This is a genomic window from Sorlinia euscelidii (genome assembly GCF_036452135.1).
In the GTDB taxonomy this organism is placed as follows: domain Bacteria; phylum Pseudomonadota; class Alphaproteobacteria; order Acetobacterales; family Acetobacteraceae; genus Sorlinia; species Sorlinia euscelidii.
This window is the reverse complement of record NZ_JAWJZZ010000002.1, coordinates 43,192-67,937: the sequence shown is the minus strand read 5'-3', so window position 1 is coordinate 67,937 and position 24,746 is coordinate 43,192. Positions and strand designations below refer to the sequence as shown.

The following is a 24,746-nucleotide window of genomic DNA, read 5'->3' as shown; positions in this document are numbered from 1 at the left end:
CTTGCCCTTATGACGCCGCCCGGCGCTTCGCCTGCCGGTTTCAAGGCCGCGCCGTTAAAGGACCGCGCGACTTATCTTGCGCATCATTGGGTGGGCGCTTCAGAACCGACTGAATTTCTCAGAGCATCACTGGAACGCCATCTGGACGCACCTGACCCCGTCCTCATCCACGGGGAATGTGGCGTTGGGCGCACTTTCGTGGCGCGGCTTCTCCACGCTTTTATGGACCCGGTAAAATCATGGCGCATCATCAGCCCGGGTGAGGATCTCTCACGCTGCCTGAATGGAAGGGATCAAGGCGTGCTCTTTCGGGAAATCGAGGCTTTCTCCCTCGATGAGCAGGATGCCATCGCCCATTGGCTCGAAAATCGGCCGCAAAATAAAGTGCGGGTCTTCGCAACCTCGGGGCTGACGTCCCATCAGGTGCGCCAGCATGTTTTCATTCACGAGAAGCTTGCCGCCCATTTTCTTCCCGAGATGGTTGAGGTGCCGCCCCTTCGCGCCCGGCTTGAAGATATTCCGGCCCTTTGCCAGGCTTGGGAAAAGACCGAGATGCTCTCAGGTCGACGCCTGTCGTCAGACGCTATTGCGTGGTGTCAGGCAAGGCATTGGCCGGGCAATATCCGCCATTTGCGTCACGTTCTGGGCCGCGCGGCGCGCGTCAGCAAGGAGAGGATATTGACGCGTGAGGCACTGGCAGAATCCGACGATGCATGCAGCGCCGCCTATGCACGTCCGGCACAAACCATTGAAGATCTCGTCAAGCGTTACGTGGACATGCTGGTCGGGGACGGGCGCGATGCGGGCGACGTCCATACACGCATCATTGCGGAGGTCGAGCGCCCGATGATCCGGCGCATTCTGGAGGTCACGGGCAAGAACCAGCTTCGTGCCGCGCAGCTCCTTGGGCTTAATCGCAATACCTTACGCAAAAAACTTAAAACGCTCGATATCATGCTGGATCAGCTCTGATGGCGGGTTGGACCCTGGCGCCATATTTGCGTGGTCAATGGCAGAATTTGCTCTCGCTTATCACAAGACGGCAGACGGCGTTGATTCTGATCGTCACTTCAATTGTCCTGGTTTCGACAACATTCATCGTGCTGGCGGGCGGGATGTCGATTACGCACCGTCCCGAAATCGAGGGGATGATTTTCCTCCTCGACATTATTGTGCTGGCCTTCCTGACAATGACAATCGTGTCACGCCTTCGTAAAATGCTTTCGGAGCGAAGGACAGGCCTCGCCGGGGCGCGCCTGCATGTGCGGTTGATCGCCCTTTTCGGCGTTGTCTCTGTTGCGCCCGCTGTCGTGATCGGGACAATCGCGGCCCTGTTTTTCCATTTCGGTGTGCAGATCTGGTTTTCCAACCGCGTCAATCTGGCATTAAGCGAGGCACGCGATGTCGCGGCAGGCTACTTACAAGAGCATAATGAGAATATCCGCACAGAAGCCTTCGCGATGGCGAACCAGCTTATCATCACGGAAAATGACGATATGCTCCGCCACGGCGCCTATGCGCCGGTCAATAGCGGGGAGTCGGGTCATTATGAGCTCGATTTTCTGCATAATTCGGCGCGTTTGGCGTCCATGCTGGATTTTGAAGCGACCGAACGTGGCCTGACGGAGGCCGTTGTCTACGATGCCTACACCGATAAAGTCGTGGCATCGGGAGGGCTGGCCGCCTTGCAGGGGCGCACCTTTAAGTTACCGCCGCGGGAAACCACGTCCCTCGCGCGCTCCAGCGACGCCGCCATCCTCGACGCGCCGGATGAGAAGACGGTGCGTGCCGTGGTGAGTCTGGGTTCGACAACCGGCCTGATGCTGGCCATAACCCGGCCTGTAGATGCCAAGATCCTCGGCCATATGCGGCGCACAAATGCCGTCGTCAGTGAGTATCAACGCCTCAATGCCAATCGCTCGGCGATCCAGATCAGTTTCGTGCTGATCTTCGCGCTTCTGAGCCTTCTCGTTCTTACGGTCGGCATGTTGACGGGGCTCGTCCTCGCCAATCAGATCGCGCGGCCACTCGGGTTACTGATTATCGCCGCCCGACGGGTCAGCCTCGGCGACCTGTCCGTCCGTGTGCCTGAGGGGAGGCGGTCCCGTGATCCATCGCGGGATGATGAAGTCGGCATTCTCTCCCGCGCGTTCAATCGCATGACCGATCAGGTCTCCGCGCAACGGACGGCCCTCATTGAGGCGAACGAACAGATCAATGAGCGTCGCCGATTTACCGAGAGCGTGCTGGAAGGTGTTTCGGCTGGCGTCATCGGATTGGACGCCCGTCAGGTGATTGAACTGCCGAACAAGGCCGCCTCAACCCTTCTTCAGCGCGATATTGATGGTTTCATCGGGCGGCACCTTCAGGAATGCGTGCCGGAATTCAGCGAAATCCTTGATGCTGTTCGCGATACGCCGGGACAGGTGCGCCACGCTGAAATCCAGATCGACACGCAGGGGGGGGAGGAAGTGCTCGGCGACGGGCCGCGTGTCGGGGCGCGGGGCAGAACGCTCCTCGTCCGCGTCGCGCGGGAGCAGAAAGGCGCGGATGTTGCGGGATATGTGGTGACCTTTGACGACATTACAGCCCTGCAATCTGCTGAACGTAAAGCGGCCTGGGCGGATGTGGCCCGCCGGATCGCGCATGAAATCAAAAACCCGCTGACACCGATCCAACTTTCCGCAGAGCGCCTGAAACGCCGTTTCATGAAAGAGATTTCCTCCGACACGGAGACATTCGGCCTTTGCGTCGATACAATCGTGCGTCATGTCGGCGATATTGGACGCATGGTGGATGAATTTTCAGCCTTCGCGCGAATGCCGGCGCCAGAGTTAAAGGAAGCGGATCTGGGACGTCTCCTGCGGGAAGCAATCGTCCTGCAGAAAAACGCACATCCGGAGATCGCATTTGAAACGTCCGGACTGACGGCGAAGGGGCCGATGGTCACGTGTGACCGTCGGCTGATTGGCCAGGCACTGACAAATCTGCTGCAAAATGCTGCGGATGCCATCACCATGTCATCGCAGGATCGTAGAGCCGCCGATATGGGTGAGGAAAGTGCCGATAGCTTGCGAAAAGGCGAGATAAATGTTGCACTTCGGGTCGAGCCCGCGCATGTTGACATCATGATTTCAGACGACGGCACCGGCCTTCCGGAAACGGATCGACACCGTTTGACGGAGCCGTATATTACGCATAAGCCGAAAGGCACCGGCCTCGGCCTCGCGATCGTAAAAAAAATAATGGATGACCATCACGGTACCATTTCTTTAGAAGATCGGGGTGATAAGCAGGGGACAATCGCGATTTTGACCCTTCCCCGTCATAATGTCTTGGGTCAGGGATAAGTGGTGCGTTCGATGCTGAGACCATTGATGGAAAGCACTTATGGAGCATGAAATCCTGATCGTCGATGACGAGCCCGATATTCGGATGCTCATCGACGGAATTCTGCGAGATGAAGGTTATGAAACGCGGGTTGCCGCCAATGCCGACCAGGCCCTAGAGGCTTTCCGCACGCGCCGTCCTTCCCTGATTATTCTTGATATCTGGTTGCAGGGCTCCCGCCTTGATGGCGTGGCTCTGCTGAAAATGATCAAATCGGAAGAGCCGACCCAGCCTGTTGTGATGATTTCCGGCCATGGCTCCATCGAGACTGCGGTCGTCACCCTTCAGCACGGCGCGTATGATTTCATCGAAAAGCCCTTCAATGCAGAGCGACTCGTCGTCGTCACGCGCCGCGCGCTGGAAGCTGCAAGGCTGGAGCGGGAAAATGCCGAGTTGCGTCTGCGCACAGGCAGTGACACGGCCTTGTTCGGCAGCGGCGCCGCCATCAGCGCCGTGCGCGCGCAGATTGAGCGCGTGGCGCCCACAAATTCACGCGTTCTGATTTCCGGTCCCGCAGGGTCGGGGAAGGAAGTCGCCGCCCGGATGATCCATGAGCGTTCAAAACGCGCTTCCGCGCCTTTCATCGCGCTGAATTGCGCCACGCTGGCGCCAAGCCGGTTTGAGGATGAGCTTTTCGGCGTGGAGGGGCAAAGTGACGGTTCGGCGCGACGCACGGGTGTGCTGGAGCGCGCGCATAAGGGGACGCTCCTCCTCGATGAAGTCTCTGACATGCCGTTGGAGACGCAGGGGAAAATCGTGCGCGCCCTGCAGGATCAGGCTTTTGAACGTATAGGCGGTGCGGCGCGCGTCAAAGTCGATGTGCGAGTACTGGCCTCGACCAACCGTGACCTGTCAGCTGAAATTGCGGCCGGGCGCTTCCGGGAAGATCTCTATTATCGACTTGCCGTCGTCCCGATCCGCATCCCCAGTCTGCGGGAGCGTCGGGAGGATATTCCCGGCCTCGCGCAGCATTTCCTGAAACAATATGCCGAGAATTCAGGCCTGCCGCCGCGCGAATTATCGGTTGACGCCATGGCAGCCCTCCAAGCATATGAGTGGCCTGGTAACGTCCGGGAACTCCGGAACCTCGTTGAGCATCTTCTGATCATGATGCCCGGCAGCGGCAACGACCTTATCCGAGCCGACATGCTGCCATCGACCGTCAGCCAAGGTGCGCCGTCCATGGCGCGGATGGATTCTGACGCCGATGTCATGGCATTGCCGTTGCGTGAGGCGCGCGATCTGTTCGAGACGCAGTATCTTCACGTGCAGCTGATGCGGTTCGGGGGGAATATCAGCCGGACGGCCAGTTTCGTCGGCATGGAAAGGAGCGCGCTGCATCGCAAGCTGAAACAACTCGGCGTGTCACATGACGACCGCAACCACCCAACAAATCAAGGGTAAATTTCTTTTCGGCATGGAGCCGAACCCCATCATATGCGTTTCGATTGCGAAAGCCCTGGTGACAGGGTCGCAACTCATCTAACAAATAGGCACGAACTTGGTCAAAGCAACAAAATCCTCCGCCTCCCCTCGACATGAAGGTGAGTCCGTTCAAGACAGTTTTTTGCAGTCGGTGGTCAAGACGAGAGCCAAACTGACGATCTTTCTGGTCAATGGTGTCAAGCTTTCCGGCCATATCACGCAATATGACATGAACACGATTATCCTGATGCGTGATGAGCAATCCCAATTGGTCTATAAGCACGCGGTCAGCACAATTCTGCCCGGCTCGCCCCTCCCAAATTTCTCTGAGGATGATGTCATCCACGATATTTGAGGGTTAACGCGTTTTGGGCTTGATTGAAACGGCGCCACCCGCTGGGCGCGCAGCGGTGATCTTCCCCGCTGACAGGACGTCTCTCCGCGCTGAGCTTCGCGGGGCGGATGCGCGTCTTGAGGAAGCTGTCGGCCTGACACGCTCAATCGGCCTCGATATCGTCTTTCAGCAGGTCATGCCGCTTCGGGCCGCGCGGCCTTCAACATTGCTCGGCGCCGGGCAGGTTGAGGCGCTTGCCGCCAAAGTGCATGAGGGGGGATTGATGTTACTGTCGTCGACACGCGGCTATCCCCCGTTCAGCAGCGCAATCTTGAGAAAGCGCTGAATTGCAAGGTGATTGACCGAACGGGGCTGATCCTCGATATTTTCGGGGCGCGCGCGGCGACGCGGGAAGGTGTGCTTCAGGTTGAGCTGGCCCATCTCGCCTATCAGAAATCCCGTCTTGTCAGATTATGGACCCATCTTGAACGCCAGCGCGGCGGGTTCGGCTTTCTCGGCGGGCCGGGTGAAACGCAGATGGAAGCGGATCGCCGCATGTTGAGCGAGCGCATGGTCAAGCTCAAGAAAGAGCTGGATCAGGTGCGGCGGACGCGTGGGCTGCATCGCGCGGCCCGCCAGCGTGTGCCGTTCCCGGTCGTGGCTTTTGTGGGTTACACCAATGCCGGTAAATCGACGCTGTTCAATGCGCTGACGGGTGCCGATGTTCAGGCGGAAGATCAGCTTTTCGCGACGCTTGACCCGACAATGCGTTCGGTCACGCTGCCTTCCGGGCGTCGGATCATCCTTTCCGACACTGTCGGATTTATCAGTGACCTCCCGACGGAGCTTATCGCCGCTTTCCGCGCGACGCTTGAGGAAGTGGCGGAGGCGGATGTCATTGTGCACGTGCGCAACGTGGCCCATCCTGACAGCGACGCCCAGCGTGAAGATGTCATTCAAGTATTGAATAATCTGGTGCGGGATGGCGTGCTTGATGAGACATGGCCCGAACGTGTCGTTGAAGTCCTGAATAAATCCGACATTCTTGGCGGCGTCCGGCATGTCGCGCATGTCGGCGGGGCCGTGCCCGTGTCAGCGTTAACGCAGGAGGGCCTGCCCGATCTGTTAAGCGCCATTGATGCGCAATTGACAGCGCATTTGCCCGTCATCCACGTCAAACTCAGTATCCAGGATGGTGCCGCCATGGCGTGGCTCTATGAATATGGCGATGTCATTGAAAGAACGGATGAGGAGGCGGTTATTCGCCTGACGGTGCGCCTTTCCGATAATGACCTTAAAAGGTTTGAACGCAGCTTTCCCGAGTATCTCACTTTGATTGCCTGACCTGGCGCCACCGGAGGGGGAAGACGCTGGCATGAATGAGGAAACGCCCCTCTCATCCTCACATCTCAAAAAACTTGTGACAGCCTGCATCGGGATCGCGCGAGACGTGTCGCAAAATCTGATCATGCCGGGCTTCGGGCGTCTCCGGCCGGAGCAGATCCGCGTTAAATCAACGCCGCGTGATTTTGTGACAGAAATTGATGAGCAAGCCGAAGCATTCATCGAGGCGCGCCTTCGACAACTGGTTCCCCATGCATTGATTGTGGGGGAAGAGGCGGCGGCGAAAAATCCCGACCTCGTCAATGAGCTGGCCCATGCGTCCCTTGCCTTCACGATTGACCCGATTGACGGCACTGTCAATTATGTTGAAGGGGTCGCGGCCTTTGGCGTTATGATTGCCATCATCTCACATGCGGCGCCGGTTGCTTCCATTATTTTCAACCCGGTCTCAGGCTGCGCGATGTTGGCGGCGCGGGGCGCGGGTGCGTGGCAGGTCGATGCGGACGGACGGGAAACGCCTCTCCATTACGCCGCGCCTCCCCATCATGCGGGCAGCCTCCGCGGAAAATTATCCTGGTCCCTTTACGCCGTCGATCTGACGGAGAAAGCGGCCTATGTCGCGTCAGCTTTTGAGCGGCTTTGGGATCTGAGATGCGCCTCCGTTGAATATATGATGGCGGCATCGGGACATGCGCATATTTTATATTATCGCAAAGTCATGCCGTGGGACCACTGTCCCGGATATGTCCTTCTGACAGAAGCGGGAGGTTTCGGCGCACTTCACCATGGTGAACCTTATCGCATCGGGCACAAGGCATCCGGCCTGCTCTACGCACCGGATCAACAAGTGTGGCAGGAGGTCGCCTCAGCACTGGGTCTGATCGAAAGGTGACATGCTTGACTTGAAGGATTTTTCGGCGGTGAATACATCTTGATAAACCAGATAATGGTTTAAGCGGAGGTACGAAAATGCCAGTACAAGATCCTGTTTTATACGCCGTATGTGATGGAGAGAAGGCGCGTTTCATGCGCTATGACGGTCATCAGATGCGGACAATCCACCGACTGGACGCGCACCACCACCCTGAGGAAGATGGCTCGCTGGCGACATCGATCAAAGAGCCGAAATCCGACCCGAAAGAACTGACGAAGGAGCGTTTTGCACGCACCATCGCCGCGGAAATCGAGAAAGTCCTCGCGCAGAATGCCGCGCTCAAGGGCCTCGTCCTTGCCGCCTCGCCGCATGTGCTTCATGATTTGCGGGTCATGCTGTCAAAGGCGACAATGAGAAAAATACTGAAGACGGAGAGTAAGGACCTCACCAACATCCCCGACCACGAAATGTTTTCCCATTTTGACCGCCCGGCAACGGGTTGGCCGCAATTGCCGCGTTAAATGAATATTTCGGCGCGCGGGATGGTTGCCCCCGCGCCGAAACCATCGTCAGACGGCCAGGAGAGGCTCGTCAGATTGCTCGGCGATGATGTCATGCTGGCGGGCGCGAAGGCCCTTTACCTCCACATCAACGCCGCGCGCCTGTAACTTGCTGACAATTTTCTCCAGCTTGGCGACGGCCGTAATGTCCCAGAATGTCGCCCGGTCCACATCAATGACGATTTTCTTCGCGGATGTCTGAAAATCAACCGCGTCGAAAAGCATGTCGGATGACGCGAAGAAGATCTGCCCTGAGATTTCGTAAGTTTCCTCATCACCCGCGCGCTCATGTTTGACGTTGAGCATGTTCGTCGCCCGCCAGGCGAAGAACACGCCGCTGAGCAGCACGCCCGCAACAACGCCTGCAGCGAGGTCCTGCGTGCTAACCGTCACCAGGACTGTGACGATCATCACCACCGTTGATAATTTGGGGTGGCGCATCAAATCCCGGAGAGATCCCCAGGCGAAGGTGCTGACGGACACCATAATCATAATGGCGACAAGCGCGGCGAGCGGCACAAGGGCGAACCAGCGATGCAGCACATCCATCAGGAGAAGCAGAAACGCACCGGCTGCGAAAGTTGAGAGGCGTCCGCGCCCGCCATAACGCAGGTTGCCGACCGTTTGACCCACCATGCCGCACCCGCCAATGCCGCCAAATGCCGCGACGAGCATGTTGGAGACCCCAAGCCCCGTGCACTCCATCCGCTGATTGCCATGCGTATCCGTATGCTCATCCACCACCCCGGCGGTCATGAGCGACTCAAGCAGGCCGACAGCGGCGATGGCCAGCGCGTAGGGGAAGATGATTTCAAGCGTCTCAATATTAAACGGCACATGCGGCCATGTCAGTTGCGGGAGCCCGCTTGGCAGCGCGCCGAGATCAGCAACCGTGCGGACCGGCATGGGATAGAAGATGGTGATCAGCGTCAGAACAATGATGCAGATCAGGGGGGAGGGTATCGCCGTAAAAAGGCGCGGCACGAGATAGATGATGGCCAGCCCGATCGCGATCAACGCGTAAGTATGCCAAGTGACGTGCAGCATCTGCGGCACCTGTGCTGAAAAAATGAGGATGGCCAGCGCATTGACGAAGCCCGTCCGCACCTCATCGGAGACGAAGCGCATCACGACATGCAGGCGGAGCAGACCGAAGCATAATTGCATGAACCCGGCCAGCATCGTGGCCGCGAACATATATTGGACCCCGTGATGATGCACCAGCGCACCGACCACGAAGGCGATGGACCCTGCCGCGCCGGAGATCATCCCCGGTCGACCACCTGTCAACGCGATCGCGATGCTGATGACGAAGGAGGCGTAAAGCGATATGGCAGGCGACACGCCTGAAACATAGGAAAAGGCGATGACTTCTGGAATGAGGGCAAACGTGCCGACCATTCCGGCCAGCACCTCGTTCAGGGGTGAGAAAGCCCACTGAGCACGGTACTCAGACAGTTTCACGTTAAATCTCCGAAGATAAAAGGGGGGTCGTTGTATTCAGGCCCAACGGGGCAATGGCGGGGGCATCATAATGATTTTTGTTCAAAAAGCAAATTTGGCAAGTAAGCGCTTTAACTTGCGCCTTCCCTGAGCCTGTCGGTGCGCAGTGGTTTGCTCCATCAGGGATGGTGAATGAACGGCAGGCGCCGCGACGGAAAAGCCAACGTCTCATTCGTCGCAACAAAACAATCCTGATTGGAAAAGCGTAGCAGGCAACGAAATGTTCATGATTGGATTGATCAGGCGGAGGCAAATGCCCGGCGACCATTTTATAGGTGACCACGCTTCATAAGCATTCAATACGGACGATGATCTTGATAAAATAGGTGTGGGAGGAACAAAATGAAAAAAAAACATTTCCCTATTTCCATCTTTTTAATGCCTGTCATAACTTTCAATATTTTAAGCTCGGCCTGCTTTGCGCAAGGCGACACACGCCTAAATGCCAACCCGGTTGAGAAATCGAAAAAAGCTTTTGAATTTGAAGGGTCAGCTTATCTCACGGGCGATGACTCACCCGTTATGCGGTCGGAGATCAATCAGCCGAATGGCGTCGCCGGGCTTAATGCGGGGGGTAACGTGACAGCTCCGGTCACGACGTCCGTTTTGCAGGTCGGTCAAACCTTGGACAAAATGTTTACGCCGATACTGGATGCAGACGTTGAGGGCGAAGCGCTCTCCACTGGGTTTGAAGCCTCTGTCCTTGGCGGCAACCTTATCAATTTGCCGCACTCTCCCTACGGGCAAATGGCCACGCAGCCGCACAACCTTGTCGTGCATGGCTCCACAATTGGCCCGTTCAATCCGGGCTGCGTCCTCTGCCTCTTCATGGAGCCGGTAGATGGCCGGAGGGCTGCGATCTCCGCGGAGGAATATCGGGACGGTTATGTTTCAACGCATGATGGTGTCATGCTTTATGGGCAACCTGCCAATGCGAATGCACGTCTGATACTCCCTGTAACACGTTATTCAGCTCATGATGTCACGCTCTGCACGCCCCTCACCGCGACGGAGAGGGCGCAGATCCATAAGGGCATGTATATTGTGACCAATTCTGTCCCTGAAGGGACGGTGCAGTCAGCGATCGGGACGAATTCCACCTTACCGGCATTCCGAAATTTATCGGGCCTTGTTGCAGGCGTCAGCGACGATGGGCTCAGCATCTTCGTTTATGGATGGGCCACTGAAATGACGCGGGCCGACGGAACGGTTCCATCGACGACATCTTTGGACAAAGTATGGGATCCTGGACGTACAACACCAGTCATATATATCGGCGCTTCCAATAAAACTTTCTTCCACAACGCCTTCATGTCGTATGATGGGCAGAACACCGCTGAAACAGGCGCCAGTTCCCTCATTCATGCCATGGAATGGGCGGAGATTGACGAAAATATCGTCAATGAGCCGAGAGATTATGCGGTCAGCTATCATGGTTTGACCATGACGACCAATGCAAGCTCACCCAGGAAACTGACAGATGACAGCTATCATCTTCTCCTTGCCGGGGGGCAGCGAACCTACATAAAAATGGACCCTCAATGGTGGACCATACCCATTATGTCGGATCCGATCTTCGTAAATGCTGTGCAGGGGCCGGGTCTGAAAGCTGGCTCAACCAATATGATAGCCTCATTCAGTCAATCCACGAATACCGGTCAAAATACCTGGCAGGCCCATCACATGATGCGTCTGAATTTTTACAACACCCGGATTAATGATGACCAATCGGGGACTGATTATACGAATATAACGACGAATATAGGGGTCGGCGTAGATGGAACATCGTCACAACTCGGCACGATGCAGGAACACATCGCGCTGAACCCGGCAGAATACCGTAATGGCATCTCCCTGTGCAGTTACATTGTCTGCGGGCTTAATGTCGATCGGGATGGCCTGACGTGGCACACGCAGGATGTACATGTCACCGATGGTAAAGCCGTCTTTCTTGGCGATGAGAGCAAAAAGGATATCGGCTATCTCTTTGGTCGATTAAATCCTTCTTCCGGCACGCCTGATCTGCACATCGTTGTTCCGGCGAATAATCAAGGTGTCGGATCCGTCATTGTCGATAGTGCTTTGGATGTCAACGGAGAGGCATCCTTCGCTTCCCTGTCCGTGCACGGTGCGGCCAACTTTGAAGAGGGGACGGCGATCTCAAAAGGGGCGGCTTACGCATTGAATTCAAACGCAGGCAAAACGCTGTTAGGCGCTGATAAGGTCGGGAATATCGTTTTGACACAAAAAGATTCTCGCTCCGGTGGAGGCCTCGCGCCCGCCTCTTACAGCTTGTCGTCTCTGCCGCGTTCCGGCCCGACAGATGGGGTCAGGGTTTGGTGCAGTGATTGCCTGTTAAACGGTATCCGAGGTGTAAATGCATATTGGCACAGTGCAAATCAACATTGGACGGATGGTCAGAACAACGTTCTTGTAAACTGAATTTTCGGGGATGGCTGCCTGACGGGCAGTCATCTTCAACATCCCATCTCCATTTCCTGATAAGTGCTTGATTTAAACGACGGCAGGCCCGCTGCTGAATCGGGCACAGTTTTAACGCGAAGTAAGATTTTCGTGATATCGCGGGAACCGCGATGTTCTCCCCGGACTTAAATGGCTGCAATAAAAAGGGGAGATCTGGACAATGGCACGCGCGACGAAAACAGCTTCAAAGTCGGCTCCCAGGAAAAAATCGCCTGTTAAGACAAAGCCTCCTGAAGCTGAAAATGAGGAAGCGCTCATCACCCTGACGCCGAAAGGCCGGGGGGCCTTATTTGCGAGTGTTGCGGCGCTTGCCGGATTGATGTTCGGGTTGGATACGGGCGTCATCTCCGGTGCGCTCAAATTTCTGTCAGATGACCTTCATTCCAATCCGCGCCTTGATGAGTGGATTGTGTCCTCCCTCATGTTGGGGGCGGCGGCAGGCGCAATTGCGGCCGCCTTTATCGCCCAGCGAGCGGGGCGCAAATCGGCGATGCTGGTGGCGGGTTTTCTGTTCCTCCTCGGGACGCTGCTTTGCGCGCTGGCCCCGAATGTCAGCATCATAATCGGGGGCCGCGTCGTTCTCGGCCTCGGCGTCGGGCTGGCGGCCTTTTCCGCGCCGCTTTATATTGCTGAGATCTCGCCGGAATCGCAGCGCGGCACGATGATCTCGATTTACCAGCTCATCGTCTGCGGCGGGATGCTCCTTGCTTTCCTGTCGGATAGCCTGCTGGCCTATGGCGGGCATTGGCGCTGGATGCTGGGCATCCTGCTTGTCCCGACCGTGATCTTCATCATCGCGATGTTGCAGATCCCCTATTCACCTCGCTGGCTGGTCGCCGATGGGCAGAAGCGCAGGGCGCGCGCCGTTCTGATGCAGATACGCGGTGGCCTGGCAGAGTCAAATCGCGAGATCGCCCGGATTGAGCAGCAGCTTCGGAAAGAGGAATCGGATGGGCTGATGCTGCTGAAAACCAATCGTGGCTTCCGTAAGACGTTCTCTCTCGGTGTCGCGCTTCAGGCTTTGCAGCAACTGACTGGCATTAATGTCATCCTCTATTACGCGCCGCATATTCTCGAAAAAATGGGTTTTTCCACCGCGGCATCCATCTGGTGCACGGTGATTTTCGGGGCGGTCAATCTCACGGGCGTCGGGCTTGTCATTTACTTTATCGATCGTGTGGGTCGCCGTCCCCTTTTGATGATCAGCACCTTGGCGGCCGCCATCATGTTGGGCGGTTTCGGTTTTGTCGCTTATCTGGGATTGCCGGGGATGATTTTTAAAGTGACCGAGATCACGCTTCTTGCCCTTTTTGTCTTTTTCTACGCTGTCGGCTCCGGGCCGATGCCGTGGACGCTTTGCGCTGAAATTCAACCTTTAAGAGGCCGCACCGCCGCCATCGCGGCATCAACTTTTACCAATTGGGTGACAAACTGGTTGATCGCCAATATTTTCCTGTCTGTCATGGCGGTGATCCATGATTACGGCGTTTTCTGGCTGCTCGCCGGTTTCAATCTGATTTTCTTTTTCGTCACAGTGTTTTTCGTGCCGGAGACGAAGGGTTGCTCGCTGGAAGACATTGAGGAAAATCTCAATCAGGGAAAGCGTCTTCGCGATATCGGCGCTTGAGAAATGACCTCACCAATCTGGCCCCGACATTTCGCCTGTCAGCAAACCGCTTCCCTCACTTTTTCAAATGCCGCTTCCTCAGCTTGGGAAGGTGTGCACGGATGTTGATCGACCCGGATACCGCGCTGCGCGAGAAGGGTGCGGATCCGTTCGACGCAGATTTCCAAATCGTCATCCGCGAAGGGGCAGGTGTTTTTCCATAAGGCGTCTTCAGCGGTTTCTTCATTCAGGACACGCACAATGCCGGCCTGAACGAGGGATTGATGCCATCGCTCAAAATCCGTGCCGCCGGCAATGACACCTTTTTTGATTAAAGCGCGGCGCCATCGGGGAAAAACGGCGCAGGATGCGGTTTTGAGAAGGTGGTTGAGCGTTTTACGCACTGGCAGGGGGTAGAGCCAGGTCGGCAAACCGGAACGTATGAGATCGGCCAGAAGGGACGCGCTGTCCGCCGTGACAATCACGCGCGCACTTTCAGCCAGAACATCCCGCACGCGGCGCCGGGCAATTGAGATGCCATCCCGCCGACATTGAGCCTGCATATAAGAGGCGATATCCGGCGGTGTCCGACAACTGAAAATGACCTGAAGCGCTTCACCGGCACGGTGGGCAACAATTTTGGCCAGGCGCAGCATCTCGTCACATTCACGCCGTCCAAGTGCGTGATGGGCTGTCTTCCCGCTCAGGATCAACGTCGTCTTACCCTTCCGCGCGGACGGGGTGTTGGCGCCTGCACGTTGGGTCGGCTGAAGTGACGCGCCATTCAGCGGCAATTTAAGGTGCAGCACATTATCGGCTTCAGGGTAATCATCCTGCGGCATGATGATGACGAGATCGAGCCCGGATGTCGGGTATAAACGTGGCCGTCCCAATTGAATCAAGAGCGGTTTTTTATCAAAACGTTTATGCAGGGCCAGTCCCGGCTTCAGCGCTTTACCGAAGGACAGGATGATGTCGGGCGTGGCAGGGGGTGTCGTCCAAGGGGCAATCACCTTAAATGGCATGGCCAGGGCGTGTGCGAGGGCTTCACATTGTTTTCGCTCACCTTCCCGCTTCGTATCGATAATTGCGATCACGCCGGATACTCCGTCCCTCTGAGGAAATATTGCCCCGCCCCGCCTTTTATAAAATGAAATTTAAATCGGATAGGGTTATTCATGGAGGTGTGTTGCAAAATAAACGTGAGGTGTCGCAGGCGTCTGAAATATCGCGTGCGGAGAGGGGCGGGGCGCCGCGTCATAAAATTCTCCAGAGAAACGGGCAAATGTCGCACGTCAGAACGGGGCGGGTCGAGGCCGCATATTATGTCGCGCTGACCGTTTAAAAATGGTTTTTCATCGATGTGACGGCGATCGTCACTCCATCAGGCTGACGGCATGACGCGCGATGCATGAAAGGTCGCGGCGCAAGATGTCCGGAATCCGTTCGCAAGTGTAAGGAAGCGTGAAACTTCGGAAACAAAAACTTAAGGAAGGAAAGAGTGTTTCATTTGACGGCAAAAAATAGATCATATATTCCATTGATTGTGATTAACTTCACACGGGATCTGTGATCCCGCTCGCCTTACGTGAAGCGCCATCCCCGCGCGCGACGGCCCTTTACGTGAAATTGAGCGAGCGGGGCGCGGCCCGGATGTCACTGAGGAGTGGATCTGAATATGAAAACGCATCTCCTGACCATGTCACAAGCCCTCATCCGCGCCATGATTGCGCAGAAGATTGAGACTGATGGCGAGGTCGTGCCCTTCTTCAAAGGCGTCTGGGCCATATTCGGCCATGGTAATGTGGCCGGGCTGGGGGAAGCGCTCTACGAAAAACGCGCGGAGATACCGACTTTTCGGGCGCATAATGAGCAGGGAATGGTGCATGCTGCGACCGCTTTCGCCAAGGCACAACGGCGCCAGCAAGTGATGGCCTGCACGAGTTCTATTGGACCGGGCGCGCTGAATATGGTAACGGGCGCCGCTGTGGCGCATGTTAACCGCCTGCCGCTTCTTCTGCTTCCCGGTGACGTTTTCGCCAATCGCATCCCTGACCCTGTCTTGCAACAGGTCGAGGATTTCGGGAATGGCGTGGTCTCGGCCAATGATGCCTTTATCTCGGTTTCCCGATATTTTGACCGCCTGACGCGGCCGGAACAACTGATCCCCGCCTTCCATCAGGCGATGCGCGTCTTGACCGACCCCGCTGAATGCGGGCCTGTCACGCTCAGCCTGTGTCAGGATGTCCAGGCTGAAGCTTTCGCATATCCCGACGCGTTTTTCAGGGAGCACATCCACCGCATACGCCGTCAGGCGCCCGACGCACGTGAGCTTGCGGACGCTGTGACGCTGATCCGCCAATCACGTAAACCGCTTATTATCGCTGGTGGCGGCGTGCTCTATGCCGGGGCGGAACAGACGCTGGCGGCGTTCAGTCACGCCCATGGCGTCCCCGTCGGGGAAACGCAGGCCGGCAAATCCTCCCTGCCGACCGCGCACGCGCTCAATATGGGCGGGATCGGTGTCAGTGGGGGCGCTGCCGCGAATGACATGGCGCAGGAGGCCGACCTCATCATTGCGGTCGGGACGCGCCTGCAGGACTTCACCACCGGGTCCTGGGGGTTGTTCAAAAACCCGGATATGAAAATCATCGCGCTGAACGTCCAGCCCTTCGACGCGGTCAAACATGATTCCGTGCCTGTCATCGCGGATGCGAAAATCGCCCTGGACCAGATTGCAGCGGCGCTTGAAGGTTGGAAAGCAGACGCTGGCTGGACGCAGCGTGCGCAGGCGGCGCGTCAGAGATGGCTTGAAACGGCCGACACCTATCAGGCCGCTCCGAAGGAAGAGGCGCTGCCAACCGATGCTCAGGTTATTGGCGCGGTGCAACGTGTCGCGGAACCGACCGATACGGTCGTTTGCGCGGCCGGGGGGCTGCCGGCGGAATTGCAGAAACACTGGCGGCCTGCGCAGCCGGGCGGATACCACATGGAATACGGGTTTTCCTGCATGGGCTACGAGCTTGCCGGGGGGATCGGCGTCAAAATGGCGCAGCCGGAACGTGACGTCATTGTGATGGTGGGGGATGGCTCCTACCTCATGCTGAATTCCGAGATCGCCACGTCCGTCATGTTGGGGCAGAAACTGATTATCGTTCTGTTGGATAATCATGGTTATGGCTGCATTAACCGTCTTCAGCAGGCGACGGGGAGTGCGCCTTTCAACAATCTCTGGGTCGACTCACAGCATATGGCGCAGTTCCCGCAGATTGACTTCGTGCAACATGCGCGCGGACTTGGCGCCCTTGCGGAAAAAGTCGCATCGCTGCCGGCCTTGTCCGAGGCGATTTTGCGCGCGCGCAAGGCGGATCGCACGACGGTGATCCTGATCGATACCGACCCGAAACCGACCACGGAGGAGGGTGGCGCATGGTGGGATGTCGCCGTGCCGGAAGTGTCATCGCGCCCGCAGGTTCATAAGGCGCGCACCGATTATGAACGCGCACGCGGGGCGCAGCGTATCGGAAATTGATCACGGATGTTTTGAGGTCTGTTTGAGAAGGACGGGCAATATGGCGATCAAAATCGGCGCGAACCCCATCATTTGGTCAAATGATGACCTTCGATCCCTCGGGGCCACCACGTCGCTTGACACCTGCCTGAGTGAAGCGCGGCTTGCGGGTATTGAGGGCATGGAAATGGGGCATAAATTCCCGACTTCCGCGCCTGAGCTGAAAAAGGCTCTTGCACCGCATCATATGGCGTTCATCTCCGGTTGGTGGTCAACCAATCTGCTCGTCCATGATGAGGCGGCGGAAATCAAAGCCATTTCCGCCCATCTTCAGCTGCTAAAGGAAATGGGGTGCAAGGTCTGCATCGTCTGCGAGACGTCGAATTCCATCCAGGGGGCGTTTGACACGCCGCTTTCACAACGTCCTGTGCTAGATGATGCAGGCTGGTCGCTTCTAACCACGCGCATGACGCGGTTGGGGGATTATGTGGCCCAGCATGGGATTGACCTTGTTTATCATCACCATATGGGGACGGTGGTGCAGTCAAGGCAGGATATCGCCCGGTTTATGGATGAGACCGGCCCTTCCGTGAAGCTCTTGCTCGATACGGGCCACGCTTTATGGGGTGGTTCCGACCCCGCCGAACTGGCACGCACCTACCGAACACGCATCAAACACATCCACGCCAAAGACCTCCGCCCCTTCAAACGCGCGCAGGCGGATGTCTATGAATGGAGCTTCCTCCGCGCTGTCCTCTCCGGCGTCTTTACCGTGCCGGGCGATGGCGGGATCGATTACCGCCGGATCTTCGCGGAACTGCCGGATTATGATGGCTGGGTGGTGATCGAGGCGGAACAAGACCCACAATGCGCCAACCCGCTGGTTTATGTTCGGATGGGGCGGAATTATTTGGTGGATGTGTTGGGGGGTGGGTGAGGATAAATGTAAAGTCGGTGGCTGATTTTCACGCGCTCAACGCGTCCGAAGTTGATCAGAACAACGACACGTTTATCCTTCATTCAGATCATCGCTGCCTTTCAGGGCTATTTCAAAGACAAATTTTTTGAATCAAAGTATTGTGGATTCTTGTTCAAGGGGTTTATAAGGTTCGAAATATTGGTGATGGTTACTTACGGACATTGGGCTCAGGTCGCAGTTTTGCGACGAAATCCTTGTTGGACATTAAGACGACTGGGCTTTGTCAAAACTCAACAGTCGTCTGCCGCTTAATTGAGTGCAATAATGAACGTTTCAGCTTTCATAAACGTGTGTCATCAGCGTCGAGATTAAAGGACCTAAGTTGCTCGCCTTTGAGGAATTCATTGATTGGTCCTTACCTTTCAATTATTGATCATTGATATCAGACGTGCAACGAAGACTAACATTCAGACTCTGAGAGCGCATTAACTTTCGTCTTTACTTGAATCATCGAGGAACTCAGTGGCAATTACCGATTTATACTTCAAACGTAAGAAGCGTGAACGGGGAGAAATATCGGACGTATACTCATACGATCAACTCCCAAATAGTCTCAAAGTACAAATAATCAAAATCATTTGGGATGTCGTGGGCGACGTCAATTCTCCTTACGGCGATGCGAGTTTCCAATTCTACAAAGATATCGATTCGATCTTATCCAGGGAGCTAGGTCGTTTCTCGATAAGTCGTGGAGCTGACAGCCTGCAAGAAGACTTGTTCAATTTTTTCTTGGAAGAGACCGACTTAGAGTTGAGTCTCAGTTTCGTCGAACTCGTCTTCAGCAACATGCGCTTCGTGAGGTCGAGGCCAATTTACCCCAGTCCAATGGGGTCACCGTTAACTGTGGCGGGCGCGGTAGAAGAATTGAACGGTAGATTTGATGAGCACGGCATAGGTTATAAATTCGAATCGGACATGATAATTCGCGTTGACTCGCAATTTATGCACTCTGAGGTTGTCAAACCTGTTCTCAAATTGTTGAGCGATCAAAAATTCAACGGTGCCAATAATGAATTCATAAAGGCTCATGAGCACTACAGACACAAAAGATACGAGGAATGCATTAATGAGGCGTCTAAAGCCTTTGAAAGCACAATGAAGTCAATCTGCGCGAGTAGAGGTTGGAAAGTAGAATCAACCGACGCAACAAAAAAGTTGGTCGAAACTTTATTCAAGAATCAGCTTCTGCCGGAGTATCTAGAGACCTATTTTACATCGCTGCAAACTTTGTTGAGAAACGGCGTGACTTCCGTCAGAAATAAGACTGCGGCGCATGGCCAAGGTCCGGAAATCAGAGATGTCCCCGAGTATTTAGCGCGATATACTCTACATCTTACGGCATCCAATATCTTGTTTCTTGTTGATGCTGCGCGACGGTAAAGAGCCGATTTAACACGTGTGCGACAGCATCTTCGAAGTTCCGGTAATTCTGCGACTTCGTTTACGACTATTTGGTAGGTCGCGTTCAACGAAATCTCGTGACCCCCAACCGATTTTCGTGACCCCCAGATTTGCCCCCAAATTTTTCTGCTTAAACGGATAAATTGGGGAAATCTTGGGAAAGCTATTCCATTTAGGGGAATGTTTTTCAAGCTTTCCGGGTCATGCAGCTTCAGGCCCTAAAACGCCTTTGGCGGAGAGAGAGGGATTCGAACCCTCGGTACGCTATTAACGCACACACGCTTTCCAAGCGTGCGCCTTAAGCCGCTCGGCCATCTCTCCAGCGCTGGCGGAAGATAGCAAACTTCCCGTCAAGCGCAAGGGGTTCTTGCGGCTTTTACAAACCGGGTGATCAATTCAGCGGATTTCACGCCCGGGCGGGTTTCCACGCCGGAGGAAACATCGATGGCGGGCGCGCCGGAGGTGGTGATGGCTTCAGCGACATTTTCCGGCGTCAGCCCCCCAGCAAGCAGCCAGTTTTGCGGTGCTTTCCAGCTTTTCAGCGGTGCCCAGTCCATGATGCGGCCATTCCCGCCGGGCCGACCATCTTCCGTCCGTGCCGCAGGTTCAATCACGAGGCCGTCACAAAGGGGCGCGTCGGGCAGGTCGGAAGGGGTGGTGACGGCGATGGAGACCCATACCGGCAAACCGAAGCGCTGCCGGATTTCCGCCGCCCGCTCAGGCGAGTCGTAAATCTGCAAAATTGACAGAGGTGCGGCGGCCAAAGCGCCCGCGATCTCATCATCGGAAGGTTTGACGAACAACCCCACCGCGCGGCGCACCGCCGAGTCTCCGAAGCGCGTCAGCAGCGCGCCAACCTCCTGCGGCGTCACGAAGCGCGGGGATCGCGCGTAAAACACAAAGCCGATCCAGTCCGCCCCACTCTCCAGCGCGGCGGCGACGTTTTCATGATCTTTCAGCCCGCAAATTTTGATGCCGACACTCATGTTGCGGCCAGAATCTCATCCTGAATGGCGCGGGCGGCCTTGGCGGGGTCAGGAGCCTGGGTGATGGGGCGACCAACGACTATCCAGTCCGCCCCCATTCGGGCGGCTTCACCGGGCGTCATGACACGTTTCTGATCGTGGCTCTGGCTCCCGGCCGGGCGGATGCCGGGGACGACCAATGTAGGTTCCGCCCCGAATTTCTGACGGATCGGCGTGATTTCCTGCGCGGAGCACACCAGCCCATCGGCCCCAGCCCGCAGGGCGACGTCCGCGAGGCGCAGCACCTGTTCCGCCGGCGTGGCGTCAACGCCGATCTCGCGCAAACCGGCCGCATCCATACTCGTCAACACCGTGACGGCCAATAGGGCGGGGCGGTTTTCAGGGGGGTAAGCCGCATCAATCGCCTCACGGGCCCGCGCAATCATCTCACGCCCACCCGAAGCGTGGATTGTGAGGAGGCAGGCATTGATAGAGGCCAGACTTTTCAGTCCATGGCTCACCGTGTTCGGGATGTCGTGCAGTTTGAGGTCCAAAAAAACGGGTTGGGTGCGGGACAAATCCCTGGCCGCATCGAATCCGCAGCCATAGACAAACTCCATCCCAAGTTTGATCGCATCCACCACACCCGCAAGTTGTGCCGCCCAGTTCTTCGCTTGGGTGATGTCGGCTGTGTCTATGGCGGCGATGAGGCGGGTGCGCGGCGTGGGCTGATCGGGGGGGCTCACGGATGGTAAATCGTGGTGGCGGCGTCCAGGGGCTCCGTCGGTGCCGGTTGCGGCATCGGGCGCGGCGCGGCGCCAAGGCGCTCATGCAGGTTGACGAGCTGTGTCTGGAGGGTCTGGACCTGTTGCTCAGCCTTGCGGGCGCGTTTGCGCTGACGAAATCCGCCTACTGATGACATGGCGGCGCCAAAAAGCGCACTCGCCATGCCGACGACAAGCACAAGGATACCAACTGGCAATTTGATGTCGAAATTAATTATTTTCGGCGTGGCCGTATCAAGATTGCTGAGGGCAAAAATAATCAGTATGACGAGAAAGATAATAATAAAAAGCAGGCGCAACATCGTCTCACTCCGCAGGTAACCAGATGAGAAACATCTCTCCAGCCGACACGGTTGCAACCTAACCTGAGCCGCTTCGGTCATCAAGTCTTCGTGTCAGGTGACGCCTCGCATGCCAGGCTGAAAGGATCTTTTCACCCCCGTGACCCGGCGTCCGCCTCAGGTGGGCGCTTGATATTTCGGGCTTGAAGTCTTGATTGAATGCATCCTGTTTCCGCCGGTCACCAACCGTTAAAAAATCTGCATAAACTGGGCGCGATGGGTTGTTTGGCCAAAGCCTTTCGCGATATCAATTGCAGCAAAACAATGTTCGTCTGGGTTTGACGTCAGGATGTCGATCCGATAGCCCGCGTGGCGATCTGCAGGAAAGGAATGTGGTTGGATCAGGCGCAGGAACATAAGCCGCTATGGGCGGAGTTTGACCTCACCTGGTATCGCCAGCGATACCGGCAGGAAATCATCAATATCGCGGGTGATGTCACTGATGAAAATCTGGAGGCTTTCTGGCGCAATTTCGGTTCAGCCTACGGACATTCGCCCAATCGATATTTCGATGAAGTCTTTTACCGCCGCAATAATCGCTCCGTCGGGGATGGCATTCATCGGGGCATCTTCGTGTCGGGATTTCAGCATTATGATGAGATCGGCTTCCAGGAATGCGCGCCGCACTGGATGTTCGATGAGACGGGTTATTTCATCCATAATCCTGATCTGACCATGCGTCGCCTCAAGGATGAGGGGCTGCGCAACGGTTATGATCATTATCTGCGTTTCGGCCAGAAAGAGCAACGCGTCAGCACGCCGTTTTTCGACCCTGATGTCCTGCGCATCTCACTTTTTCAGGCCCGGCAGGCTTATTTCAGCCCGCAGGGTGAGTTTACCCGGTTTCAGGAGGATGCGACCGTCGCATCGCTGCGATGTTCATGGTATTTTGATCCAGATTGGTATCTTGAGCATTATCCCGACGTGCAGGAGATGATCTCGGAAGGGGCGTATTTCTGCGCCTTGCAACATTATCTCTCAAATGATTCACCGACAGCCTTCAACCCCAATCCTTATTTTGACGATGCCTGGTATTGTGCAATTTACCAGGATGTGGCGACTGAGGTCGCGCTGGGTAAATTGCGTAATGGTTATGAGCATTTTATCCGCTTCGGCCTCAAGGAAGGGCGTTTGCCGATGGAGGGGGCGGTTCTGCAACCCCAATCCATCTGCACCATGCGGGATAACGCGTTCCTCTCCTTCGTCCGTACCGAGGGCGGGACGTCGGCGCCGGAAATCATCCCGCCCATGGCCCCTGATGCCCGCGCTGAGGTGGTGGTGCGGCGTCGGGCCGTCTTATTCGGCCAACTTAATCGCTCCCCGCTCGATTTCCAGACGGGTCGTGCACCGCGCCTGACCATCATCATCCCGGTCTATAATGATTTCGCAGGTTTGGTCGATACGCTGACCGCGCTCCACGGGGCGCGGCATTTATCATTGCAGATCCTGCTCATTGATCATTCAGGGCACCGGTTCCTCACCCAACTGGACACGCTCGCGCGCGGCGTCGAGATTATCCGGGAGGATGGTGCTGACCCGGCCCATGTGCGTGCGCAGCTCATCTCCCGCATCCACACCGATAAAATACTCTTCCTTAAAACGGGTCTCGTCGTGTCGGAGGCAAGTGCGCTCAGCATCATTGATCAGTTCGATTCCGAAGCAGATCTCGCCGTCATCGCACCTCTGATCCTCGATCGCAATGGCAGGGTTCAGGAGGCAGGCCAGCATCTTTGGCGCGACGGAAGTTTCTACAGCTTCGGGGAGGGGGCGGAAAGCACGTGCCCAGCCCTGCAATGTCGGCGACCCTGTGACTCTGTCGGCGGGGATGCTTATCTCTGCCGTAAGGAAAGTTTCGTCAGGGCTGCGCATGAAGATGATTTCGCCAAGGCCGGATACCGCTTCGCGACGCTGGGCGCCCGCCCCAGGGAGAGGAACGTCGCATGCCGGATTATTTATGACCCGCGCCTGGTCATCCATAATCTGTCCCGCGATGAAGGTTTCGAGGTGCAAGGCGATGGGGATCGCGCTGAATTCATCAAGCAATATGGAGATTTTTGCGCCTACCGACCGGTGAAAGCCGCGCATTCTGCCACTCTCGGTGCCTCTATCAAGTCGTTGGGGCGCCGGGTGGTGATCATCACCGATGATCTGCCGGAATATAAGCCCTATGCGGCTTCCCTGCGTCTGGTTTCGACCGTCAGAGACATGATCGTCCTCGGGCTGGAGGTCACAATTTTCGCAATTTCGCCCCGTGGGGCACAGGATGCGAAACTTCGAAGTTTCTTCGACGCCGATGTTGAGATGGTGCAGGCCTCTGCGGATGTGACATTGCAATCCTTCCTGAAGGCGCGCGCGCGTTGCTTTGATTATGTCTGGCTCGACGGGCTGCAACTCGCCCCTCAAATATGGGGCGCGTTGACGGCGGCGCAGGATGGTCTTCCGCTGACAGGTTACGTCTGCGATGCGCGTCAGCTTGCCTTTGAGACAGGCACGCGCAGGACACCGATGATGGGTGCGCGGGACGGATGGGAGACCCTGCCTGAGGCGGCGGTTTCAAGGGAGGAAGAACTCACCCGCCTCCTCTGGCTCTTTCAAGCCATCGTTGTCGCCAGTGAGCGTGAGGTCGAGACCCTGCGGAAATCAGGTATCGAAAAATGTTGCAGCCTGCTGATCGGTGAGCAAAGGGAGACCTCAAAATCCTTCAGGGAGCGTGCTGATCTCCTCTTCGCCCTGCCGGTGCTTGAGCGGGGCGACGTCGGATATCGCGCCCTGCACTGGACTTTACGGGAGATCATGCCGCGACTTGAGGAGAAACTGGGCTACCCGGTGCAGCTGCATGTCAGCGCGGTGCCTGAAAATATCTCTCTGCTGACCAGTCTGCGTCATTACATCCATCTCGGCGCGCCCCTGGAAGGGAAAGCACCGCTTGAAGCGCTCTGCGACACGGCGCGCCTGATGATTGACCCGTCAGATGCCTCACTTTCCCTCACCGCGGAGGCGGAATGCGCCTTGGGTCGTGGCCTCCCCGTCATCGCTTCCGGTGAAGGGTCGGAGAATGGCGTCGTCTACGTGTCCAACGCGCCGGAACTCTTCGTTGAGGCCATCGCCACGCTTTATGAAAATGAGGAAGCTTGGGACGTCTACTCTGAATATGCGCGCCGCGACGCGCCACAGAGAGAGGATAATCTCGCAAATCTGAAAGCGATCCTCATGTCGTCCAAATCGCATGAAAAGGATTGGTAGT

17 protein-coding genes, 1 tRNA gene and 1 pseudogene are annotated in these 24,746 nt (G+C 56.3%); 13 read left to right on the top strand and 6 right to left on the bottom strand.

All coding sequences use genetic code 11. The features are described 5' to 3' along the window. The first annotated feature begins 9 nt into the window (after positions 1 to 9). From CGLAMM_RS03895 to CGLAMM_RS03865, 7 genes and pseudogenes are all read left to right on the top strand, one after another. Positions 10 to 972 (top strand): helix-turn-helix domain-containing protein, encoded by a 963-nt coding sequence (locus tag CGLAMM_RS03895; RefSeq protein ID WP_394818754.1) that lies wholly within the window; start codon positions 10 to 12, stop codon positions 970 to 972. Continuing rightward, positions 972 to 3,350 (top strand): sensor histidine kinase NtrY-like, encoded by a 2,379-nt coding sequence (locus CGLAMM_RS03890; protein ID WP_418115403.1) that lies wholly within the window; start codon positions 972 to 974, stop codon positions 3,348 to 3,350. The genes CGLAMM_RS03895 and CGLAMM_RS03890 overlap by 1 nt, the downstream gene beginning before the upstream one ends. A gap of 40 nt (positions 3,351 to 3,390) precedes the next feature. Then, positions 3,391 to 4,794 (top strand): nitrogen assimilation response regulator NtrX, encoded by a 1,404-nt coding sequence (gene ntrX, locus CGLAMM_RS03885; RefSeq protein WP_418115402.1) that lies wholly within the window; start codon positions 3,391 to 3,393, stop codon positions 4,792 to 4,794. A gap of 97 nt (positions 4,795 to 4,891) precedes the next feature. Next, positions 4,892 to 5,170 (top strand): RNA chaperone Hfq, encoded by a 279-nt coding sequence (gene hfq, locus CGLAMM_RS03880; RefSeq protein WP_418115401.1) that lies wholly within the window; start codon positions 4,892 to 4,894, stop codon positions 5,168 to 5,170. A 13-nt stretch (positions 5,171 to 5,183) separates the two neighbouring features. Further along, a pseudogene (gene hflX, locus CGLAMM_RS03875) lies at positions 5,184 to 6,493 on the top strand (GTPase HflX). Positions 6,494 to 6,524: 31 nt separating this feature from the next. Next, positions 6,525 to 7,385, top strand: coding sequence for an inositol monophosphatase family protein (locus CGLAMM_RS03870; RefSeq protein WP_394818751.1), 861 nt, complete (start codon positions 6,525 to 6,527; stop codon positions 7,383 to 7,385). Positions 7,386 to 7,462: 77 nt separating this feature from the next. Beyond that, positions 7,463 to 7,888, top strand: a complete 426-nt coding sequence (locus CGLAMM_RS03865) for a host attachment protein (protein WP_418115400.1) — start codon at positions 7,463 to 7,465, stop codon at positions 7,886 to 7,888. Positions 7,889 to 7,936: 48 nt separating this feature from the next. Here CGLAMM_RS03865 and CGLAMM_RS03860 read toward each other — a convergent pair whose 3' ends face one another. Next, entirely contained in the window at positions 7,937 to 9,391 is a 1,455-nt protein-coding gene (locus CGLAMM_RS03860; protein ID WP_418115399.1) for a SulP family inorganic anion transporter, read from the bottom strand. Between the two features lie 381 nt (positions 9,392 to 9,772). Between CGLAMM_RS03860 and CGLAMM_RS03855 the strand changes: the two genes are divergently transcribed. Both CGLAMM_RS03855 and CGLAMM_RS03850 read left to right on the top strand, forming a co-directional pair. Further along, positions 9,773 to 11,872 (top strand): hypothetical protein, encoded by a 2,100-nt coding sequence (locus CGLAMM_RS03855; protein WP_418115398.1) that lies wholly within the window; start codon positions 9,773 to 9,775, stop codon positions 11,870 to 11,872. Between the two features lie 202 nt (positions 11,873 to 12,074). Further along, positions 12,075 to 13,541, top strand: coding sequence for a sugar porter family MFS transporter (locus CGLAMM_RS03850; RefSeq protein WP_418115397.1), 1,467 nt, complete (start codon positions 12,075 to 12,077; stop codon positions 13,539 to 13,541). Positions 13,542 to 13,579: 38 nt separating this feature from the next. Here CGLAMM_RS03850 and CGLAMM_RS03845 read toward each other — a convergent pair whose 3' ends face one another. Then, positions 13,580 to 14,617 carry an ELM1/GtrOC1 family putative glycosyltransferase gene (locus CGLAMM_RS03845; RefSeq protein ID WP_394818747.1) on the bottom strand — a complete coding sequence of 346 codons (1,038 nt, stop codon included), beginning with the start codon at positions 14,615 to 14,617 and terminating at the stop codon, positions 13,580 to 13,582. A 581-nt stretch (positions 14,618 to 15,198) separates the two neighbouring features. On the opposite strand from CGLAMM_RS03845, the gene iolD reads away from it, so the two are divergent. From iolD to CGLAMM_RS03830, 3 genes are all read left to right on the top strand, one after another. Continuing rightward, entirely contained in the window at positions 15,199 to 17,052 is a 1,854-nt protein-coding gene (gene iolD, locus CGLAMM_RS03840; protein ID WP_394818746.1) for a 3D-(3,5/4)-trihydroxycyclohexane-1,2-dione acylhydrolase (decyclizing), read from the top strand. Further along, positions 17,015 to 17,968, top strand: a complete 954-nt coding sequence (iolE, locus tag CGLAMM_RS03835) for a myo-inosose-2 dehydratase (protein ID WP_394818745.1) — start codon at positions 17,015 to 17,017, stop codon at positions 17,966 to 17,968. The genes iolD and iolE overlap by 38 nt, the downstream gene beginning before the upstream one ends. A gap of 504 nt (positions 17,969 to 18,472) precedes the next feature. After that, positions 18,473 to 19,390: an STM4504/CBY_0614 family protein gene (locus CGLAMM_RS03830; RefSeq protein ID WP_394818744.1), complete on the top strand. Its 918-nt coding sequence runs from the start codon at positions 18,473 to 18,475 to the stop codon at positions 19,388 to 19,390. Between the two features lie 251 nt (positions 19,391 to 19,641). Here the strand turns inward: CGLAMM_RS03830 and CGLAMM_RS03825 are convergent. The 4 genes from CGLAMM_RS03825 to CGLAMM_RS03810 form a co-directional block, all read right to left on the bottom strand. Then, positions 19,642 to 19,732 (bottom strand) — tRNA-Ser (locus tag CGLAMM_RS03825). A 29-nt stretch (positions 19,733 to 19,761) separates the two neighbouring features. Then, positions 19,762 to 20,397: a phosphoribosylanthranilate isomerase gene (locus CGLAMM_RS03820; protein ID WP_418115396.1), complete on the bottom strand. Its 636-nt coding sequence runs from the start codon at positions 20,395 to 20,397 to the stop codon at positions 19,762 to 19,764. Next, positions 20,394 to 21,122 (bottom strand): orotidine-5'-phosphate decarboxylase, encoded by a 729-nt coding sequence (gene pyrF / locus CGLAMM_RS03815; protein WP_394818743.1) that lies wholly within the window; start codon positions 21,120 to 21,122, stop codon positions 20,394 to 20,396. Before pyrF ends, CGLAMM_RS03820 begins: the two co-directional genes overlap by 4 nt. Then, positions 21,119 to 21,544, bottom strand: a complete 426-nt coding sequence (locus tag CGLAMM_RS03810) for a LapA family protein (protein ID WP_394818742.1) — start codon at positions 21,542 to 21,544, stop codon at positions 21,119 to 21,121. Before CGLAMM_RS03810 ends, pyrF begins: the two co-directional genes overlap by 4 nt. A gap of 294 nt (positions 21,545 to 21,838) precedes the next feature. Here CGLAMM_RS03810 and CGLAMM_RS03805 point away from each other — a divergent pair, with 294 nt between their 5' ends. Continuing rightward, entirely contained in the window at positions 21,839 to 24,745 is a 2,907-nt protein-coding gene (locus CGLAMM_RS03805; protein WP_394818741.1) for a hypothetical protein, read from the top strand. The last annotated feature ends 1 nt before the right edge of the window (position 24,746 follow it).

Bases quoted from the DNA above. Each gene is read 5' to 3' on its own strand.
- CGLAMM_RS03895 (WP_394818754.1), top strand. From the start codon at position 10: ATGACGCCGCCCGGCGCTTCGCCTGCCGGTTTCAAGGCCGCGCCGTTA.
- CGLAMM_RS03890 (WP_418115403.1), top strand. From the start codon at position 972: ATGGCGGGTTGGACCCTGGCGCCATATTTGCGTGGTCAATGGCAGAAT.
- ntrX (WP_418115402.1), top strand. From the start codon at position 3,391: ATGGAGCATGAAATCCTGATCGTCGATGACGAGCCCGATATTCGGATG.
- CGLAMM_RS03870 (WP_394818751.1), top strand. From the start codon at position 6,525: ATGAATGAGGAAACGCCCCTCTCATCCTCACATCTCAAAAAACTTGTG.
- CGLAMM_RS03865 (WP_418115400.1), top strand. From the start codon at position 7,463: ATGCCAGTACAAGATCCTGTTTTATACGCCGTATGTGATGGAGAGAAG.
- CGLAMM_RS03855 (WP_418115398.1), top strand. From the start codon at position 9,773: ATGAAAAAAAAACATTTCCCTATTTCCATCTTTTTAATGCCTGTCATA.
- CGLAMM_RS03850 (WP_418115397.1), top strand. From the start codon at position 12,075: ATGGCACGCGCGACGAAAACAGCTTCAAAGTCGGCTCCCAGGAAAAAA.
- iolD (WP_394818746.1), top strand. From the start codon at position 15,199: ATGAAAACGCATCTCCTGACCATGTCACAAGCCCTCATCCGCGCCATG.
- iolE (WP_394818745.1), top strand. From the start codon at position 17,015: ATGAACGCGCACGCGGGGCGCAGCGTATCGGAAATTGATCACGGATGT.
- CGLAMM_RS03820 (WP_418115396.1), bottom strand. From the start codon at position 20,397: ATGAGTGTCGGCATCAAAATTTGCGGGCTGAAAGATCATGAAAACGTC.
- CGLAMM_RS03810 (WP_394818742.1), bottom strand. From the start codon at position 21,544: ATGACCGAAGCGGCTCAGGTTAGGTTGCAACCGTGTCGGCTGGAGAGA.